Origin of the sequence: Caulobacter radicis, assembly GCF_003094615.1 — a bacterium.
Lineage (GTDB): Bacteria > Pseudomonadota > Alphaproteobacteria > Caulobacterales > Caulobacteraceae > Caulobacter > Caulobacter radicis.
This window is the reverse complement of the sequence record NZ_QDKO01000036.1, coordinates 56801-76076: the sequence shown is the minus strand read 5'-3', so window position 1 is coordinate 76076 and position 19276 is coordinate 56801. Positions and strand designations below refer to the sequence as shown.

Sequence of the window (19276 nt, the reverse complement as noted above, 5' to 3'; positions counted from 1 at the left end):
GGGGAAGTACCTGATGAGACAGCGACCGCACCAAACCCAGCAATCCCTTCCCCCTCAGTCGGCGGAGTTTATCCTCGGGCCGGCCTTTGGCCGGACCCGGGGGCGACAGCTCCCCCTTCAGGGGGAGCATCTGGGAGGACGCTCACCGCCTACTTCAGCCCCAGCGCCCCGGCGATCGCCGACCACGGCACGAGCTTGAAGTTCTGGTGCTCGGGCGGGAAGACGTTGCGGCCGTCCTGGGCGACGAAGGCGCCGTCTTCCAGGCCCGCGCCCAGCGAGGCGCTGGTGACGTCCAGGCCGTCGGTCTCGGAGATCCCGTCGATGCCCTTGGCCCCGTCGGCGGTGACCGAAAAGCTGCCGACATAGGCGTTGTCGCCCTCGCGGCGATAGACAGCGTAGCTGTTGTTGCCCTGGCTGGAGACCACCAGATAGCCCTTGCCGCCCGCCTGCCGGTAGAGCCCGACCCCTTCCAGGTCGTCCTTCAGGGCCGGGTTCGTCGCCACGCGGTCGATCGCTCTGGGCGCCTTGCGGTCGGTCGGCTCGGCGCCCAGCTTCCACAGGGCGACGTCCTCCTCGGCCACATAGAGGGCGCCGGTCTCGTCGTCGGCGACGCAGCCTTCGGTCTGGGTGTCGAACTTGACGTCGCGCACCGGAACGGCGCGGACCTTGCCGTTGGCCTGGGCGACCAGCTTCCACTGCCGCAGCAGCCCGTCGGGGTCGCCGACGAACACGTAGGTCTGCCCCTTGCGGCCGCGATACATGCAAAGGCCGTAGGGGTCCGAAAGCCCCGTGGCCTGTACGCCGTCGGCCACCGAGGTCAGCTGCCGCGTCGCCGGGTCCAGCGTGTAGAGCGCGATCGACTTGTGGGTGCGGTCGCTGGCGGCGACCAGGATCGTCTCGCGGCCGGCCAGCTTGAAGCCGGCCCGCAGGTCGACATTGTTCATCTTGCCGTCGGCCAGGTACTGCAAGGGCTGGCCCGACAGGTCGTAGACCAGCAGGCCGCCCTTCTTGTCGGTGGCGATGATCGCGCTCTTGGCCGGATCGGCCGGGTTGGCCCAGATCGCCGGATCGTCGGCGGCGTCGCCGTCATGGTCGACGGGCCTGGTCTCCATGGTCGGCTGGACCGTGGCGAAGCCCTTGGCGGGGCGGGAGCCGGCCGCGTCGCCGACGGCCAGCTTCAGCGTGGCCGCCACGTCGGCCCACGAGACGACCTTCATGTTGGCGCCCGACTTGCGGTCGTCGGCGACCAGCAGGGCGCCGGCCGGCAGGCGATCGCCGAGGGGGCCGCGCAGGGCGAACAGGCCCGACGGGTTCTCGACCGCGTTCTGGTCGCCGGCCCCGATGCGGAAGGTCCCGACGAAGGCGTCGTCGCGGGCGCGGTCATAGAGGTTGTAGTCGCCGGCGGTCGCATTGGCGGCGGCCAGGAACCGGGCGCTGGGCCCCCCGTCGACCAGGGCCAGGCCCGCCACTTCGCCGGCGATGTGGCCCAGGCGGTTGGCGTCGACCAGGGTCGGCACGGCCTCGGCTTCGGGATCGGCGTCGTAGCGCCAGACGCCGACCGCCTCCTGGGCGACGTAGAGCGCGCCAGTCGCATCGTCGCTGACGCAGTACTTGGCCTCGGACGACAGGTGCAGGCGGCGCACGATGCGCCCGTCCAGCTTGCCGTCGGCGGTCGGGAACAGCAGCCACTGGTCCATCTGGCCGGCCACGCCCAGGGTGAAGGCGTACAGCGAGCCGTCGCGGGCGCCGCGATGCAGGCAGACGCCTTCGCCGGCGTAGTCCAGCGTCAGCGGCTTGGCGTCGAGGCTGGTCGCCTGGCCGGTGGCGAAATCGTAGGCGGCCAGGCGCAGGCGGCCGCCCTTGCGGTCCAGCAGCGCCAGCAGCGGCTTGCCCTCATGCTCGCGGACGTCGACGCCATAGACCTCGCCGCCGGGAACCGCGCCGACCCGCTGGCCGTCGAGGCCGTAGAGCTCCAGCCCGCCGCCCTCGCCGGTGGCGGCGATCAGGCTCTTGTCCGGCGCGGCCGGATTGCGCAGCAGGGCCATGCCATTGGCCCCGCCCTCGACGGTGGGGGCGGTCGAGACGACCGGGGCGACCGCCGCGCCCTGGGCCAGGGCCGATCCGGCGCCGAGCAGGAAGGCGAGCACGCCGACGGCGGCGCTGGCGCGAAGATGGGTCATGCGGCTTGTCCCCCGGAAACCTGCGCGCGAGCCGGCGGCCCGCGCGCGAGGGCTTATGCGACGATTGCAAAACGGATTGATGACAGGCGAGCCTTTTCCACCGGAGGGACGTTCCCTTGCGCCGGGGCGGCGATAGGCTGCGCCGACTCTCATCCGCCCGGAGCCCCGATGTTCGACGCCGCCCTCGAGACCGCCCCCGCGCCTGAAGCTCCGGTCTCGGAAGTCGTCGTCACCGGCGCCCGCCTGCCGCCGTCGGCCGGGGAGGGCGCCTTCGCCATCACCAGTCTGGCCGACCCGGCCTGGGCGCGCGGGGCGCGGCTCGACGAACAGCTGGCGCGCGCGCCGGGCGTCTCGCTGTTTCGCCGCACCTCCAGCCTGGCGGCCAATCCGACCACGCAGGGCCTGTCGCTGCGGGCCATCGCGCCGTCCGGGGCCGGGCGGGCGCTGGTCACGCTGGACGGCGTGCCGCAGAACGACCCGTTCGGCGGCTGGGTGATCTGGAGCGGCCTGCCGTCCGAGACCATCCAGGATGTTCGCATCGTGCGCGGCGCCGGGGCCCAGGCCTATGGCGCGGGCGCCCTGACCGGCGTCGTCGCCCTGACCGGCCGCGACGGCGGCGCGCCGGTGCTGGAGGCCGGCGCCGAGGCCGGCGGCCAGGGCTATCGCCGCGCGGCGGTCAACGCCGGCGCCGGCGGCTTCCTGGCCAGCGCGACGGCCGAGCGCTCGGACGGCTGGACGCCGGTGCGCGCGGGACGCGGCGCGGCCGACGAGCCGCTGGCGCTCGACGCCTGGTCGGCGGCCCTGCGCTACGACGCCCGGCTGTCGAGTGGTCCGGCCATGGCCGCCCGGGTGGCGGTCTATGACGAGAACCGCCGCTCGGGCCTGGTCGGCGCCGACTCCCGCTCGCGCGGCGCGCAAGCCAGCCTGACCTTCGCCCAGGCTCCCGCCGAGGGGCGCAACGGCTGGCGCCTGCAGGCCTGGACCCTGGTCAGCGACCTGCAGAACCGCTCGGTCGCCGTCGGCGCGGGGCGGGCCTTCACCACCCCGGCCAACGACCAGTTCGAGACGCCGGCCCACGGCTACGGTTTCAACGCCGCCATGCGCGGCGTGCGCGGGCCGCTGGAATGGGAGATCGGCGCCGACCTGCGGGCCGCCGAAGGCGAGACCCACGAGCGCTTCCGCTACATGAGCGGCCAGTTCACCCGCCTGCGCGAGGCGGGCGGCCAGACCACGACCCTGGGGGCCTATGCCGACGCCAGCTGGACCGCCGGCCCGTGGCTGGTCACCGGCGACCTGCGCCTCGACCACTGGCGGGCCTTCGACGCCCGTCGCCGCGAATACGACGTCCAGACCGGCGCGGCGACCCTTGCCGAGACGCCGGCCGGCCGTTCGGCCACCACGCCCACCGGCCGCATCGGCCTGCGCCGCGACCTTGGCCCCGGCTTCGTGCGCACCGCCGCCTATGCGGGCTTTCGTCCGCCCAGCCTCAACGAACTGCACCGGCCGTTCCGGGTCGGCAACGACGTCACCGAGGCCAACGCCGCCCTCAAGCCCGAGCGTCTCTACGGCGTCGAGGCCGGGGCGGGGCTGGAAGGGCAGGGGGCGAGCCTCGCCGCCACCCTGTTCCTCAACCGGCTGGAGGATCCGGTGGCCAATGTCACGATCGGCCAGGGGCCGGCGACCTTCCCCACCGCCGGCTTCATCCCGGCCGGCGGCGTGCTGCGCCAGCGCCGGAACGTCGGCCGCATCGACGCCGTGGGCCTGGAGGTCGAAGGTCGCGCCAGCCTCGGCGAGCGCCTCGTGCTGACCGGCGCGGTGATGGCGACCGACGCCGAGGTCGACGGCGGCGCGCAGGCCCCGCAACTGACTGGCAAGCGCCCGGCCCAGGCTCCGCGCGTCGCCGCCTCGGCCGGCCTGGAATGGCGCGCAAGTAAGCGCCTGGACCTGTTCCTCGCCGCCCGCCATGAGGGGGCGCGCTTCGACGACGATCTCAACACCCGCCGGCTGCAAGCCGCCACGACCGTCAATCTCTTGGCCCGCTACGCGCTCAATCCCTCGACCCGCCTGGAACTCGACCTGCGCAATGCGCTGGACGCCGACGTCGCCACCGGCCGGACCGGCGACGGCGTCACCAGCTACGACGCGCCGCGCAGCCTGAGGGTGGGGATCACCTACGTCCGTTGACGTAGGGGTAAAAAGAAAAACAAATTTATTTATTCTATTGACGGCGAGCCGGGGCCCGTGGTCACCTCCGTCTCAAGCCAGCCGCCCGCGCCACCAAGGACGCGGCGCAGGACTTGGGGAGGCAAACATGACTTTCGGGCACGGCCCCGACGCGCTTTCGCGTCCACGAACCGCTTTCTTCCCCGCCTGATCGACTGAGGCCCTTGTCGCCTCGCGGTCCGCCGGTTCACCCGCGCCTTTCCCAAGATTCCTGCAAGCGGGAGCCAAGGGACCGGCGGACCGTCCTTCTCTTCACCTCATATCCAGCGTGAACCCATGAAGCGCCTCGTCTCGACCCTGGCGGCCGCGTCCCTGCTGGCGACCGCCGCTCCGGCCCTGGCCGACGATCCGCCGCCGCCTCTGCCCGACAATGGCCTGGCCCGCACGCCGCCGATGGGCTGGAACAGCTGGAACAAGTTCGCCTGCAACGTCGACGAGACCCTGATCCGGCGCATGGCCGACGCCATGGTCGCCTCGGGCATGAAGGACGCCGGCTACGACTACGTCGTCATCGACGACTGCTGGCACGGCGAGCGCGATGCTCGCGGCGACATCCAGCCCGATCCCAAGCGCTTTCCCAGCGGCATGAAGGCGCTGGGCGACTACATCCATTCCAAAGGCCTGAAGTTCGGCATCTATTCGGACGCCGGCCTGAAGACCTGCGCGGGCCGTCCAGGCAGCCGCGGCTACGAGTACCAGGACGCCAAGCAGTACGCGGCCTGGGGCGTCGACTACCTGAAATACGACTGGTGCATGGCCGGCACGCAGGACGCGCCGTCGTCCTACTACATCATGTCGGCCGCCTTGCAGGCCTCGGGCCGGGACATCGTCTTCTCGATCTGCGAGTGGGGAAACTCCAAGCCCTGGACCTGGGGCGCGTCGGTCGGAAACCTCTGGCGCACCGCGGGCGACATCTACGACGCCTGGGAAGGCGTGAAGGGCTACAGCCTGGGCGTCATGAACATCCTCGACAAGCAGGTCGAACTCTATCCGTTCGCCAGGCCCGGCCACTGGAATGATCCGGACATGCTGGAGGTCGGCAACGGCGGCATGACCACCGAAGAGTACCGCGCGCATTTCAGCCTCTGGGCCATGCTGGCCGCGCCGCTGATCGCGGGCAACGACATCGGTCACATGGACGCCGACACCAAGGCCATCCTGACCAACAAAGAGGTCATCGCCGTCGACCAGGATACGCTCGGCGCCCAGGCGCGGCGCGTGTCCAAGCAGGGCGACCTGGAGGTCTGGGCGCGTCCCTTGAAAGGCGGCGGTCGCGCCGTGGTGCTGCTGAACCGCGGGCAGGCGCCGGCGACGATCCGCGTGGACTGGACGATGCTGGACTATCCCGAAACCCTGCCGGCCAAGGTCCGCGACCTGTGGGCGGGCAAGGACCTGGGCGCTCGCAAGGGCGGTCACGCGGCCCAGGTGGCGCCGCACGGCGTCGTCATGCTCAAGGTCGCGCCCTGACTTGTAGTATGAATAAATAAAAAGTCTTTTTTTATTCTGGCGCGACTGGCGGACGCAAGGTAAGCCTCTGGCCGCTGGAGGTTGCGGCGTCCGGTTAGGACGCGTGCGGCAAGGGAGTTTCGGGTGATCCAGATCGGGGTCGATTTCGGCGGAACCAAGATCGAGGCGGCGGCCCTGTCGCCCGATGGGCGCGTGCTTTCGACGCTCCGCGCCGCCACGCCCGGCGACTACGAAGCGGCGTTGAAGGTGGTGCGCGACCTGGTGGACCGCACCGAGCAGGCCGTCGGCGGCAAGGGAACGGTGGGCGTGGGCGCGCCGGGCTCGGTCTCGCCGCGCACCGGCCTGATCCGGAACGCCAACACTACCTACCTCAACGGTCGCCGGTTCCGGGAAGACCTGGAGGCCGCGTTGGAGCGGCCCATCCGCCTGGCCAACGACGCCAACTGCCTGGCCTTGTCCGAGGCCGTCGACGGCGCGGCCGCCGGGGCGCGGGTGACCTTCGCGGTCATCATCGGCACCGGCTGCGGCGGCGGTCTCGCGATCGACGGCAAGCTGGTCGAAGGGGGCAACGGCGTGGCCGGCGAGTGGGGTCACGTGCCTCTGCCCTGGCCCAAGGCCGAGGAGAGCCCGGGTCCGCAATGCTGGTGCGGGCGGCGCGGCTGCCTGGAGACCTGGATCTCCGGCACCGGCTTCCGCCGTGATTTCCGCGAACACGGCGGCGGCGACCTCAGCGGCGCGGCCATTGTCGAGGCCGCCGTCTCGGGCGATCCCGTCGCCCAGGGCGCGCTCGACCGCTATCTCGACCGACTTGCCCGCGGGCTGGGCGTGATCGCCGACATCGTCGACCCCGACGTCTTCGTGCTGGGCGGCGGCATGTCGAATGTCGAGCTGCTGTACGAACGCCTTCCGGCGCTGGTCGCGCCGCACGTCTTCACCGACAACTGGGAGAGCCGCATCGTCAAGGCCCGCTGGGGCGACTCCTCGGGCGTGCGCGGGGCCGCGCGCCTGTGGAGCCAGGCCGATTGGGCCGGCGATGTCGCGGCCTGACGCGAGTTGAACCCATGGGGCTGGCGCGCTTGCTCATCGTCGCCGTCCTGACAGCGCTGGCGGGCGCTGCCGTCGCCGATCCCGTCCGCGTCTCGACGACCGCCGGGACGCTGGTCGGCGAGAGGCGGGCCGATGGCAGCCAGGCCTTCCTCGGCGTTCCCTTCGCCCAACCGCCGGTCGGCGAGTTGCGCTGGAAGCCGCCTCAGGCCGTGGCCGCGTGGAGCGGCGAGCGGCCGGCCCAGGCGTCGGGGCCCGCCTGCCGACAGACCTCGCGGGGCTGGAACGCGGCGGACGCGGCGCGCTCCAGCGAGGACTGCCTCTATCTGGACGTCCGCGCCCCCAGGCATGCGCCGGGCGCGCGGCTGCCGGTCATGGTCTGGATCCACGGCGGCGCCAACCATGCCGGATCCGGCGCGGGTACGGTGGAATCGAGCCTGGTCGACCAGGGCGTCGTGCTGGTCAGCGTGCAGTACCGGTTGGGCGTCTTCGGCTTCCTGTCGCATCCGGCGCTGACGAGCGAGCAGGGCGGGGCGTCGGGCAACTACGCCCTGATGGACATCATCGCCGCCCTTCGATGGGTGCGTGAGAACATCGCCGGGTTCGGCGGGGATCCCGACAACATCACCCTGTTCGGCCATTCCGCCGGCGGCCAGGACGTGGGCCTCGTCATGCTGTCGCCGCAGGGGCGAAGCCTGGCCGCCCGGGGGATCCTGCAGAGCGGCATGCCGGGCTTCGGCTTTCCGCCGCGCTCCCTGAAACAGAACGAGGCGATCGGCGAGGATCTGGCGCGTCGCGTCGGGGCCGGATCGCTGGCCGATCTTCGGCGGACCTCGGGCGACGACTTGCTGAAAGCCGCCGAGGCCCTGACGGCGCCGATCGACGACCAGGGCTTCATCTGGACGCAGGCGGTCGTCGACGGCGCCGTGCTGCCCAAGTCGCCGGAGGCGCTGCTGGCCGATCCTGGCGTGAAGCCGATGATCCTCGGCTCAAACGCCCGCGAGATCGCCCTGTTCGGCGGCGAGCCGCAGCGCGCCCGGGCCTGGATCGCCGAGGCCTTCAAGGGTCGCGCGCCGCAGGTGCTGGCGGCCTATGGCCTGGATCGTGGTCAGCCGGCCACCGTCGACCCGGCGCAGGGCGATGCTGTGCTGCGACTGGCGACCGACCGGATGTTCCGCTGCCCGGCCGAGACGGCGGCGCGCCTGCGCCGGAAAGCCGGCGGCAAGGTCTGGCGCTACGAGCTGGAGGTCCCCGCGCCCGGTCAGACGTTCGTGGGCCATGGTTCGGAGTTGTCCTTCGTCTTCGATCGGCCGGGCGAGGGGCGTCCGCCGTTGCAGGCTTACTGGGCGGCTTTCGCGCGCACCGGCGAGCCGAACGGACCCGGATTGCCGCCCTGGCCGGCCGAAAGCGGCGCGGGCGAACGGCTGTCTTTCACCGCAACCGGGCCAAGGGCCGAGCAAGGCCCAGAGCCCGACTGCCGGTTCCACACCCGACCCTAGATCATCAGCAACAAGCGGCGACCAAGCCGCGCGCGGAGGAAACGATGAGGATGAAGAGCCGCTCGAAATCCGTCCTGGTCGCCGGCTGCGCCCTTGCTCTGCTGGCGCCGCTGACGGCGTCCGCCCAAGGCTGGGGACCCTACAACGCCGAGTTCCCGGCCGGCGGCGACGGCCTGGCGCGACCTTTGGCCGGCGCCGCGGCGGGCCAGACCCTGCCGGCCGGAGCGCCCTGGTCGCTGTCGGGCTGGATCAGGACCTCCGAGGCGCAAGCCAGTCAAGCGCTGGCGGCCGGGATCGGCGACGTCGCCAGCGGACGCTTCCTGGCGGTGGCGCCCGACGGTTTCGCCGTCGTGACCTCGGGAACCCAGATCAAGGGGGGCGATGCGCCTCGGCCCGGCGACTGGCGTTTCGTCGCCGCCGTTTCGGACGGCGCCAAGGTCACGCTCTATGTCGACGGCAAGGCGCAGGCCCAGGGCGCCGCGCCCGCCGCCGCGACTCCGGCCATGGTCGCGCTGGGACCGCGCAAGGCCGCAGGGTTCGCGCCGTTCGCCGGACAGGTGGCCGGCTTCCGCGCCGAGGCTCGCGCGCTCTCCGACGCTGAGGTCCGAGCGCTCGCAGCGCACAAGCCCGATCCGCTGACCGTGTTCGAGACTGGCAGCCCGAACTGGCCGGTGCAGGTGCGCCAGCAGGCCGGCCAGGTGACGCCGCAGGAGGCGTGGACGCGCCCGCAGGGCAAGGGGGCGATATCGGCTCCGGTCGCCAAGCCCGCCTATGCGGGTCCGGCCCTGGTCGAGGCCGGCCCCGGCGCCTGGACGCTGAAGCGCTGGAGCCTGGTCGAAGCTCCCAAGGTGGCCGAGGGCGGCGCGGGCGTGTCGTCTCAGGGTTTCGACGCCAAGGGCTGGTACGCCGCCACCGTCCCCGGCACGGTGCTGACCACCCTGGTCGATCGCGGCGTCTATCCAGACCCCGATTACGGCCTCAACAACACCGCCATTCCCGAGAGCCTGAACAGGCAGGCCTACTGGTACCGTACGATCTTCGATGCGCCGGCCGCCGTCGCGGGCAAGCGTCCGCGCCTGACCTTCAAGGGCGTGAACTACGCGGCCGAGGTGTGGCTGAACGGCGAAAAGCTGGGCGACATGAGGGGCGCCTTCGTGCGGGGCCGCTTCGATGTGGCGGGCAAGCTGAAGCCGACCGGCAACGTGCTGGCCGTGAAGGTCTCGCCGCCGCCGCATCCCGGGCTGGCGCACGAGGAGTCGCTGACCGCCGGGGTCGGCGAGAACGGCGGCATGATGGCCCTGGACGGTCCGACCTTCGTCGCCAGCGAGGGCTGGGACTGGATCCCCAGCGTCCGCGACCGCAACACCGGCCTCTGGCAGGACGTGGTGCTGGAAGCCTCGGGCGATGCACGCCTGGGCGACCCGCAGGTGGTCACGACGCTCCCCCCAATGGCCGGCAAGCCCGACAACAGCCTGGCCGAGATCGAGATTCTGGCCCCGGTCGAGAACCTGTCGGACCGTCCGGTCCAGGCGACGGTGACGGCCGCGTTCGACGGCGTCCGGGTCAGCAAGACGGTCACCGTCCAGCCCGGCGCCTCGACCGTGCGCCTGACGCCCGCAGAGTTTCCGAAGTTGGCCGTGGCCACCCCCAGGCTCTGGTGGCCCAACGGCTATGGCGAGCAGGCCTTGCACGACCTGACCCTGACCGCCTCGGTCGACGGCCAGGTCTCGGACGAGAAGCGCCTGCGGTTCGGCATCCGCCAGGTGACCTACGAGCTTTCCCTGATGAACCCGACTGGCCATCTGCGCCGGGTCGAGGTCGATTTCAGCAAGGCCCGGCAGCTTGGCCAGGACGTCACCGACGGCAGCCACGAGGGCATCCGCAAGGTGGTGGACGGCTGGGCGACCTCGTTGACGGCGCAGGGCGAGACCTCGCCGGCGGTGCGCGACGTACCCGAGACGGGCCTCTCGCCGCATCTGGTGTTGAAGGTCAACGGCGTGAAGATCGCCGCGCGCGGCGGCAACTGGGGTACGGACGACTGGCGCAAGCGCATCGAGCGCGAGCGGCTGGAACCTTATTTCCGCCTGCACAAGGAGGCGGGGCTCAACACCATCCGCAACTGGGTGGGCCAGAATACCGAGGAGCCGTTCTACGACCTGGCCGACGAGTACGGCCTGCTGGTGCTCAACGACTTCTGGGCCTCGACCCAGGACTACCAGCTTGAGCCCCAGGACGTGCCGCTGTTCCTGGACAACGCCGCCGACGTCATCAAGCGCTACCGCAACCACCCCTCGATCGTGCTGTGGTTCGGGCGCAACGAGGGCGTGCCGCATCCGATCCTCAACGAGGGCCTGGAGGCGCTGGTCCACGACCTGGACGGCACGCGCTGGTACACCGGCAGCTCCAACCGGGTGAACCTGCAGAACAGCGGACCATACAACTACCGTGAGCCGGAGACCTATTTCACCGAGCACGCCAAGGGCTTCTCGGTGGAGGTCGGCACGCCGTCGTTCCCGACGCTGGAGGCGTTCTCGGCCGCCGTGCCGGCGCCCGATCGCTGGCCGATCAGCGACACGTGGGCCTATCACGACTGGCATCCCACCGGTAACGGCGCGACCAAGACCTTCACCGACGCCATGGCTGCCAAGCTGGGCGCGCCCACCAGCCTCGAAGACTTCGAGCGCAAGGCCCAGCTGATGAACTACGAGACGCACCGGGCGATCTTCGAGGGCATGAACCAGGAGCTCTGGACCAGGTCGTCGGGCCGCCTGCTCTGGATGACCCAGCCGGCCTGGCCCTCGACCATGTGGCAGATCCTCAGCCACGACTACGACACCCACGGCGCCTTCTACGGAACCAAGGCCGCCGCCGAGCCCGTCCACGCGCAGATGAGCCTGGCCGACCACGCCCTGGCGGTGGTCAACAACACGACCGCGCCGATCGCCGGCGCCAGGCTGCGGACGCGGGTGCTCGACCTTTCGGGCAAGGTGCTGTCCGACCAGACCGACACGGTGGACGCCGCCGCCAACGCCGTCGCGCCCGGCCGCACGCTCGACCTTGGCCTCAAGAGCGGGGAGGCGGCCGTAGTCCGCCTCGACCTTGCCGCCGCGAGCGGCGCGGTGCTGTCGCGAAACCTCTACTGGGTCGGGGCCGACGACGCCGGCGAGCGACGGCTGTCGCGGATGGCGGCCCAGCCCGTGACGCTGTCGGCCAGGTCCGGAAAGGTCGACAAGGGCGAGGCCGTGGTCGCCGTCACCCTGGTCAATACGGGCGCCGCACCCGCCCTGAACGCAAAGCTGACGCTGGTCGACGCCAAGGGAGACCGCATCCTGCCGGCCTACTATTCGGACAATTACGTCTCGCTGCTGCCGGGCGAGACGCGGACGGTGGAGGTCCGCTACCCGACCGGGGCCGGGAAGGGCGCGAAGGTCGCCCTGCGCGGTTGGAACGTGACGCCGCGCACCGAGGCGGTGCGCTAGTCGCGCTCGCCCCGCAGCTGCTTGTTCAGCGCCACGCTGGCCTCCATCCGCGCAAGCTGCTCGGGGGAGGCCGGCGCCTGGTGACGGACCTTCCACTCGGACTGGGGCATGCCGTAGATCGCCTCGCGGGCCGCGTTCTTGTCGAGCGCGCCGTCCGAGGCCTCCTCGACCCAGTCGGCCAGGCAGTTGCGGCAGAAGCCGGCCAGGCCCATCAGGTCGACGTTCTGGGCGTCGGTGCGCATGCGCAGGTGCTCGACCAGGCGGCGGAAGGCGGCGGCGGCGAGGCGGTCGTCGATCTCGACAGTCATGGTCTTCAGGTCTTCTGCAGGGCCGCCCGCGAAGGCAGCAGGCGTTCGATGATCGGCAGGATGGCCGCGCCCATGGCCGGCGCGTCGGCGGCCAGGGCCGCGCGCTGAACCGGGGCGAGGGCGGGCACGCCGGGCACGCCGGCGAGCTTGGTTTCGAGGGCGGCCGCCAGACGGTCGACCAGGCTCTCGGGCAGGCGGCCGCCGATGTAGACGGCCTGCGGATTGATCAGGCAGCTGACCGCCACCATCGGTCCGACCAGCAGGTCGGCGGCCAGGTCGATCCAGGCCTCGACGGCCTCCAGTCCCTTCTGGGGCAGCGTTTCCAGGTCGCCGGGCGCGGCGATGGAAAAGCCGTTGTTCTCGAGGAACTGGGCCAGGGCCGACAGCGAGACGGCCTCCTGCAGGGTGGCCACATCGATGCGCGGAGAGGTCACCGGCAGGAAGCCCAGCTCGCCGCTGCGGCCCTGGGCGCCGCGGAAATATTCGCCCTCGACCACCAGGCCGCCGCCCAGGCCCGAGGTGACCAGCACGTAGAAGAAGCTGGGCGCGTTCATGCCATGGCCGAAGTGCAGCTCGCCCAGCGCCGCGGCGGCGGCGTCGTTCTCGACGGTCACCGGCAGGTCGTGGCGGCGCGACAGCAGTTCGCGCACATCGGCGGTGTTCCAGGCTCCGTACTCGGTCGGGCGATGGGGCAGGTCGACCCGGGCCATGTCGTCGGGCATGGCCACGCCCACGCCGATGATCCGGTCGGCCTCGACGCCCTTGGTCTTGAGGAAGGCCTTCCAGTTGGTCTCGAAGAACTCGGCCACCGCGTCGGGGCCGGCGAAGGCCACTTCCCAGGTCGAGCGCGCCCGCACCTGGCCGGCGAAGTCGAGCAGCAGGATGGTGACGTGGTCGCGGTCGATGTTGAGGCCGATCGAGAAGCAGCCGTCGGGATTAACCGCCAGGGTCATGGCCGGCTGGCCGCGACCGCCGTGCAGCTTGCCGGCCTCGACGATCAGGCCGTCGTCCAGCAGGCGCTTGGTGATGTTGGTGATGGCCGGCACGGTCAGGCCGGTCAGGGCCGCGATCTCGGGCTTGGTCTTGGCGCCGCCGATACGGATCGACTGGAGGGTGACCCGCTGGTTGTAGTCGCCGGCCCGCTCCAGATTCGTGCCGGACAGGCTCGGACCGGCTTGCGAGGTCTTGCGGGCGGGGCTTTTGGGCGACTGGCTCATCTGTGCTCTGGCTTAGCACCTGCGGCGTGGCGCGCGAAAGGTCGGCGACCGGTGCGGTGTCGCGCGAAATAAAGAAAATTGCTTTCTTTTATGCCTTGCGCGCGGCGAACGCCATCGCCAGGGTCGCTTCCCTGCGCAGGGAGGCAGTGATGGGGGCGTACGCCGTGCGGACATGGGCCGGAAGCCTTGGGCTGGCGTTCGCCTTGCTCGCCACGCCCGCCTTCGCCGGCTTCTCGGTGCATGACGGCCGCCTGATCGACGCCTGCGGCGATGTCTTCGTCATGCGCGGGGTCAACCTGCCTCACGCCTGGAAGCCGCGCGCCACGGGCAAGGCAATCCGCGAAACGGCGGAGCTGGGGTCCAACACGGTTCGCGTCGTTCTGAGCGACGGAACACGCTGGCGGCGCACTTCGCCGCGCGCGGTGCGCAGGATCATCGCCCAGGCTCGCCGCGCCGGGCAGGTGGTGATCCTCGAGGTGCACGACACCACCGGCTACGGTCTCGAACCGAAGGCGGCGCACATCGGCGCAGCGCTGGCCTACTGGACGCGGCTCGCTCCGGTCCTGCGCGGCCAGGAGGACTATGTCCTCGTCAACATCGGCAACGAGCCCACGGCGGGGACGACCTCGCCGCAGCAGTGGCTGGAGGCTCATCGCACGGCCATCGTCGCCCTGCGCGCCCTGGGCCTGCGCCACAGCCTGGTGATCGACGCCCACGACTACGGCCAGGACAGCTCTGGAACCATGCGGGATCGGGCCGCGGAACTGTTCGCCGCCGATCCGCAGCATAACCTCGTCTTCGACGTCCACATGTACGAGGCCTACGGCGAGGAGAAGGCCGTCGAGGGTTACCTGCGCGCCTTCGAGGCCGCGCGCCTGCCGCTGATCGTCGGCGAGTTCGGGCCCGACCATCGCGGCCAGCCGGTCGACGAGGAGGCGATCTTCCGTCTCTCCGGCGCCATGGGCGTGGGCTATCTGGGCTGGTCGTGGTCGGGCAACGCGCCCGAGGTCGCCGACCTCGATCTCGTCGAGCGCTTAGACGGACGGCGGCTGACGCCGTGGGGCAGGCGCTTCTTCGATGGGGCGGGCGGGGTGCGCGAGACCAGCCGGCGCTCGCGTGTCTTCACCGGCTGCCGCTAGCTGCGCTTGGCGGCCGCGGACTCGGCCAGCACGCGCGACAGGATGGTCAGCAGTTCCCGGGCCGCGCCTTCGTCCAGATCGCCCAGGATTCCTCGCGCCTGCGCAGGCAGATGCTCGTTGGCGTCGCCTTCGGTGCGGAAGACGTAGTGGTCGAACATCGCCTTCCAGGCCTGGCGGTGGGCCGGGGGCAGGGCGCGCAGGGTCAGCATGGCGTGCATGAAGGCGTCGCGGGCCAGGCCGCGTCCCTGGTTGGGCGGGGTCCACCAGTAGTTCACCAGCATGTTGACCGTCTCCAGCGAGCGGACGTGGTGCCACCACAGGTACGGCACATAGATCGCGTCGCCCGGCTCCAGTTCCGCGGTCTGGGCGACCTCCAGGGCCTGGGCGAAACGGGGGAAGGTCTCGAGGTCGGGATCCTCCAGCGAGACCAGGCTTATGGTCGCCCCGGCCGGCGTGCGCTCGAACGGGCCCATGTAGAGGTTCTCCACCTGGTCGGGCGGGAACAGGGTGAAGCGGCGGCGGCCGGCGACCACGCAGGCGATGTTCTCGAACGGGTCGTGATGGGCGGCGACGATGACGCGATTGCCGATCCAGGCGCGCGGCTCGACCTCGGGGCCGAGCAGGGGCAGGGGGTTTTCCTCGGCGAAGCCGGGCAGGGCGTTCCAGGCCGGCACGGACTGGGCGGCCAGCGCCGTCTGCTCGGCGTCGTCGGCGTGCTGCGCCAGGAAATCGAAGGTCTTCCGCAGCCGGGCCCGTCCGCCCCGAAAGTTCATGTTCGCCAGGTCGTCGGCGTAGAAGAACCGCCCTCCGGCCTCGGCTGGAGCGAAGACGGTGGCCACCGACTGGCCGGCGTCGAACCGCGACAGGTAGTCGAACAGCGACTCATGGCCGGCGCGGCCCGCCGCGACCACCGGCCAATGGGATACGAGACCACGGATCACCACCGGCTCGGCGGTGGTCGTCAGGGCGCCCAGCGCCTCTGGCGAGGTCGCCCTGGATTCGAAGATTGCCTTCACCGGCCTGCCTCCCCTCGAAGGTCGTCACCCTTCGAACGGGGCGTACTGGAGGGTGATTGTGTCCGTCAGGCAACAGCGGTTGGCAAGGCTCAAAGATTAAACAAAATATTTTTATAAAATGCTGGCGTACCGGCGTTTGCTACGGTTATGAAACATCAAGCGCCCGCGTCGAGACGGGCGCGACGGGAGGAAGCGCGACGCCAGGACGCTTGGCCAAGCCTTCCCGCACAAACGGCGGCACGACCGCTCATCTCCGGGCGCAAGCTCCGGACACTTGAAGGGCTGCGTGAGCGAGCGCGGCCTTGGGAGGGGACGACTATGAGAACCACGCGAATCCGCATGGCCGGATGGATGGGCTGCGCTTCGGTCGCGGCCCTGCTGACCGCGGCGCCGGCTCTGGCGCAGGAGACGGTGTCGACCGCTCCGGCCGCCTCGCAGGCCTCGCCGTCGGACGTGATCGCCGACAATCAGGTGGAGGCGGTGATCGTCACCGGCCAGCGCGCGGCGCTGAAGTCGGCCCAGCAGATCAAGCGCAGCGCCGACACGATCGTCGACTCCATCACCGCCAGCGACATCGGTTCGTTCCCCGACAAGTCGGTCGCCGAGGCCCTGCAGCGCGTGCCGGGCGTCACCGTCAACCGCTACGCCTCGACCAGCGACACCACCCACTTCTCGGCCGAGCCCTCGGGCGTCATCGTTCGCGGCCTGTCGCAGGTGCGCTCGGAGTTCAACGGTCGCGACACCTTCAGCGCCAACTCCTCGCGCGGCCTGTCGTGGGGCGACGTCTCGCCCGAGCTGATGGGCGGGGTCGACACCTACAAGAACCAGACCGCCGAACTGATCGAGGGCGGCATCGCCGGCACGGTCGACCTGAAGACCCGCCTGCCGTTCGACAGCGCTGGCAGGGTGATCGGCATCACCACCTCGCTGAACTACGGCAACCTGTCCGAACAGGTGACGCCCGAAGTCTCGGCGATCTACGCCAACCGTTGGGCGACCGAGATCGGCGAGTTCGGCCTGATGGTGAACGGCGCCCATTCGGAGCTGAACACCATCTCGGAAAGCTCGCAGTTCGGCCGCATGGGCATCTTCAAGGATGTGACCATGTTCGGCGGCGGGACCAAGTACATCCCGGCCTGGTACCGCCTGGCCCACACCGAGTTCGACCGCACCCGCAACGGTGTCGCCGCCGCCGGCCAGTGGCGCGACAACGACCAGAAGTTCCTGGCCACGGTGCAGTTCAACAAGTCGAGCTACGAGAACATCTGGCACGAGCGCTCGGTGCAGGGCAGCGCCTTCAGCCTCTACAACCGCGGTCCGCACTTCCAGATCACCAACGCCGACGCCAATACCTATGTGCTGCCGGCGCCGGGCACGACCTTCAAGTTCGACGACGAGGGGAACTTCGAGAGCGGGATCATGACCTCGCCGCTCGGCTGGGTCGGCAACACCACCTCGGCCAACAACGACTGGGCCGGCTACCTGATCGGCCAGACCTCGACGGGCCAGCCGGTCATCGAGCCCTGCTACGGCTGGACGGGCCGGACCGACTGCGCGCCCGAGCAGCGCGGCGGCGAGCTGTCGGCGACCACCCGCTACAACTACAACAAGCAGACCACCCAGGACCTGGGCTTCAATCTGAAGTGGGATCCGACCGACCGCCTGCGCTTCAACTTCGACGTCCAGAAGGTGAAGGCCAAGCTGTCGAACTACGACGCCGACGTCGGCCTGGTGTCCTACGCCAACCTCAATATCGACGCGACCGGCGACCACCCGATCATGACGGTGCTGCCGGGCACCAACATCAACTACGCCCCGGGCGGCCTCGCCAACCCCAACGCCTGGCGCTTCAACAACGTCAACAACCACCTGGAACGCAGCGAAGGCGACCAGTTCGCCGCGCGGATCGACGTGCAGTACGACCTGGGCGATGGCTGGCTGGATTCGCTGAAGGTCGGCGCGCGCCATGCCGACCGCGAGCAGACGGTGCGCTGGAGCGTCTATAACTGGGGCGGCATCGCCAACGCCTGGGGCTGCGACCAGGGCGGCGGCGGCGTCAACAGCACCGACTATCTCTGGTACAACGTCGACCGCACCGCGCCGGCCGCCAACGTCAACGGCGACTGCGCCGCCGGCAATCCCACGACCACCTTCAGCGGCTGGGACCGCAACCTGCCGGACGTGCGCTCGTTCAACGACATCTTCGGCGGCGACGTGCTGAAGACCGGCATGCTGACCTTCGCCAGCATGGACTTCGTCAAGGACCTGGAGAAGTTCCAGAAGGCCTTCGGCTATTCCAACACAGGCGTCGGCTCCTCGCGCTGGGAGGCGGTCTGCTATCGCGCCGGCGAGACCAACTGCTTCCTGCCGCAGGAAATCACCGACGTCTCGGAGAAGACCAACGCCGCCTATTTCATGCTGAAGTTCGGCGGGCGCGACCACACGATCGGCGGCTTCGGGATCAGCGGCAACATCGGCCTGCGCTATGTCGAGACGCAAAACGAAAGCAGCGGCTCGCTGGTCCACGCCGACTTCGGCAAGACCGATCCTCGGGTCTGTCAGCCGCGCGGTCGTCCGATGGGGCCGGACGGTCTGCCGATCGCCGGCGCCTACGTGCCGCAGAGCCTGTGGTGCTACCTCTCGGCCGACGACAAGGCGTTCACCGATGGGCTGGCCTCGGCCAGCACCGTGCGCCAGAAGCACCACAACGTGCTGCCGAGCTTCAACCTGAAGATCGACCTCAATGACGAGTGGCAGCTGCGCCTGGCGGCGTCGCGCGCCATGTCGCGCCCCGACATCGGCTACCTGAAGAACTATGTTCAGGTGAACATGGCTGGGCCGGACATGAACAACGTCAATGATCCCCTGTGGGTCAAGGACAGCGCGGGCAACATCACCGGGGCCAACCTTCGCTACACGGCGGATTCCTACAATCCGTACCTGAAGCCGATGACGGCCGACCAGATCGACATCAGCCTCGAGCACTACTTCGCCGAGGTGGGGTCGTTCTCGCTGGCGGTTTTCTACAAGAAGTTCAACGACTACATCCAGTACGGCGGCTTCAACCAGGACGTCACGGTCAACGGCGTCACCCGCACGGTGCTGACGCGTGGTCCGGTCAATGGCGACGGGGCCAAGATCCGCGGCGCCGAAGCAGCCTACCAGCGCTACTTCGACTTCCTGCCCGCGCCGTTCGACGGCCTCGGGATCCAGGCCAACTTCACCTATGTCGAGAACAAGGGGATCACGAACAGCAATCTGAGCAACGCCTCGGGCGGCGGCGGCTCCAACACCAGCGGCGGCGGCCTCAGCCAGGCCGACGGGGCGGTGCAGGTGGACTCGCTCGAAGGCCTCTCGAAGTACGCCTACAACCTCGTGGGCATGTACGAGAAAGGTCGCTGGGCGGTGCGGGCGGCCTACAACTGGCGCTCGAAGTACCTGCTGACCGCCATGGACTGCTGCCTGGCCTTCCCGATCTGGCAGGACGACGCGGGCTATCTCGACGCCTCGATCCGGTATCGGGCCAGCGACAACCTCGAGATCAGCCTGCAAGGCAGCAACCTGCTGAACACCGAGTCCGTGCTCAAGCAGCAGGTCAACGACGCGTCGGCCGGCGGCCTCCTGAAGGACAACGCCTGGAACCGCACCGACAAGCGTTACCTGTTGACGTTCCGCTTCAAGTATTGATCGATCTGGAGAAGGGG

11 protein-coding genes are annotated in these 19276 nt (G+C 70.0%); 7 read left to right on the top strand and 4 right to left on the bottom strand.

Translation table 11 applies throughout. The features are described 5' to 3' along the window. Positions 1-149 precede the first annotated feature (149 nt). Positions 150-2180 carry a phytase gene (locus tag DDF62_RS20020; protein ID WP_116490733.1) on the bottom strand — a complete coding sequence of 677 codons (2031 nt, stop codon included), beginning with the start codon at positions 2178-2180 and terminating at the stop codon, positions 150-152. Positions 2181-2348: 168 nt separating this feature from the next. Between DDF62_RS20020 and DDF62_RS20015 the strand changes: the two genes are divergently transcribed. From DDF62_RS20015 to DDF62_RS19995, 5 genes are all read left to right on the top strand, one after another. Continuing rightward, on the top strand, positions 2349-4364 hold the full coding sequence (locus DDF62_RS20015) for a TonB-dependent receptor (RefSeq protein ID WP_116490732.1): 2016 nt from the start codon (positions 2349-2351) through the stop codon (positions 4362-4364). 315 nt (positions 4365-4679) lie between these two features. Then, the gene (locus DDF62_RS20010; protein WP_116490731.1) at positions 4680-5870 is read left to right on the top strand and encodes a glycoside hydrolase family 27 protein; all 1191 of its coding nucleotides are present in this window, start codon (positions 4680-4682) and stop codon (positions 5868-5870) included. Between the two features lie 123 nt (positions 5871-5993). Next, positions 5994-6917: an ROK family protein gene (locus DDF62_RS20005; RefSeq protein ID WP_116490730.1), complete on the top strand. Its 924-nt coding sequence runs from the start codon at positions 5994-5996 to the stop codon at positions 6915-6917. A gap of 14 nt (positions 6918-6931) precedes the next feature. After that, positions 6932-8413: a carboxylesterase/lipase family protein gene (locus tag DDF62_RS20000; protein WP_116490729.1), complete on the top strand. Its 1482-nt coding sequence runs from the start codon at positions 6932-6934 to the stop codon at positions 8411-8413. A gap of 50 nt (positions 8414-8463) precedes the next feature. After that, positions 8464-11892, top strand: coding sequence for a glycosyl hydrolase 2 galactose-binding domain-containing protein (locus DDF62_RS19995; protein WP_116490728.1), 3429 nt, complete (start codon positions 8464-8466; stop codon positions 11890-11892). Here DDF62_RS19995 and DDF62_RS19990 read toward each other — a convergent pair. Both DDF62_RS19990 and DDF62_RS19985 read right to left on the bottom strand, forming a co-directional pair. Beyond that, on the bottom strand, positions 11889-12200 hold the full coding sequence (locus tag DDF62_RS19990; protein WP_116490727.1) for a DUF1244 domain-containing protein: 312 nt from the start codon (positions 12198-12200) through the stop codon (positions 11889-11891). The two genes, DDF62_RS19995 and DDF62_RS19990, sit on opposite strands and share 4 nt — an antisense overlap. A gap of 5 nt (positions 12201-12205) precedes the next feature. Beyond that, positions 12206-13417: an ROK family transcriptional regulator gene (locus DDF62_RS19985; protein ID WP_116490726.1), complete on the bottom strand. Its 1212-nt coding sequence runs from the start codon at positions 13415-13417 to the stop codon at positions 12206-12208. A gap of 203 nt (positions 13418-13620) precedes the next feature. Here DDF62_RS19985 and DDF62_RS19980 point away from each other — a divergent pair, with 203 nt between their 5' ends. Beyond that, a complete protein-coding gene (locus tag DDF62_RS19980) occupies positions 13621-14556 on the top strand; it encodes a cellulase family glycosylhydrolase (protein ID WP_208866903.1) in 936 nt (311 codons plus the stop codon). Here the strand turns inward: DDF62_RS19980 and DDF62_RS19975 are convergent. Continuing rightward, complete coding sequence (locus DDF62_RS19975; RefSeq protein WP_116490724.1) at positions 14553-15572, bottom strand: cupin-like domain-containing protein; 1020 nt, start codon at positions 15570-15572, stop codon at positions 14553-14555. The genes DDF62_RS19980 and DDF62_RS19975 overlap by 4 nt on opposite strands. Positions 15573-15890: 318 nt before the next feature. Between DDF62_RS19975 and DDF62_RS19970 the strand changes: the two genes are divergently transcribed. Beyond that, positions 15891-19259, top strand: coding sequence for a TonB-dependent receptor (locus DDF62_RS19970; protein WP_116490723.1), 3369 nt, complete (start codon positions 15891-15893; stop codon positions 19257-19259). Positions 19260-19276 lie beyond the last annotated feature (17 nt).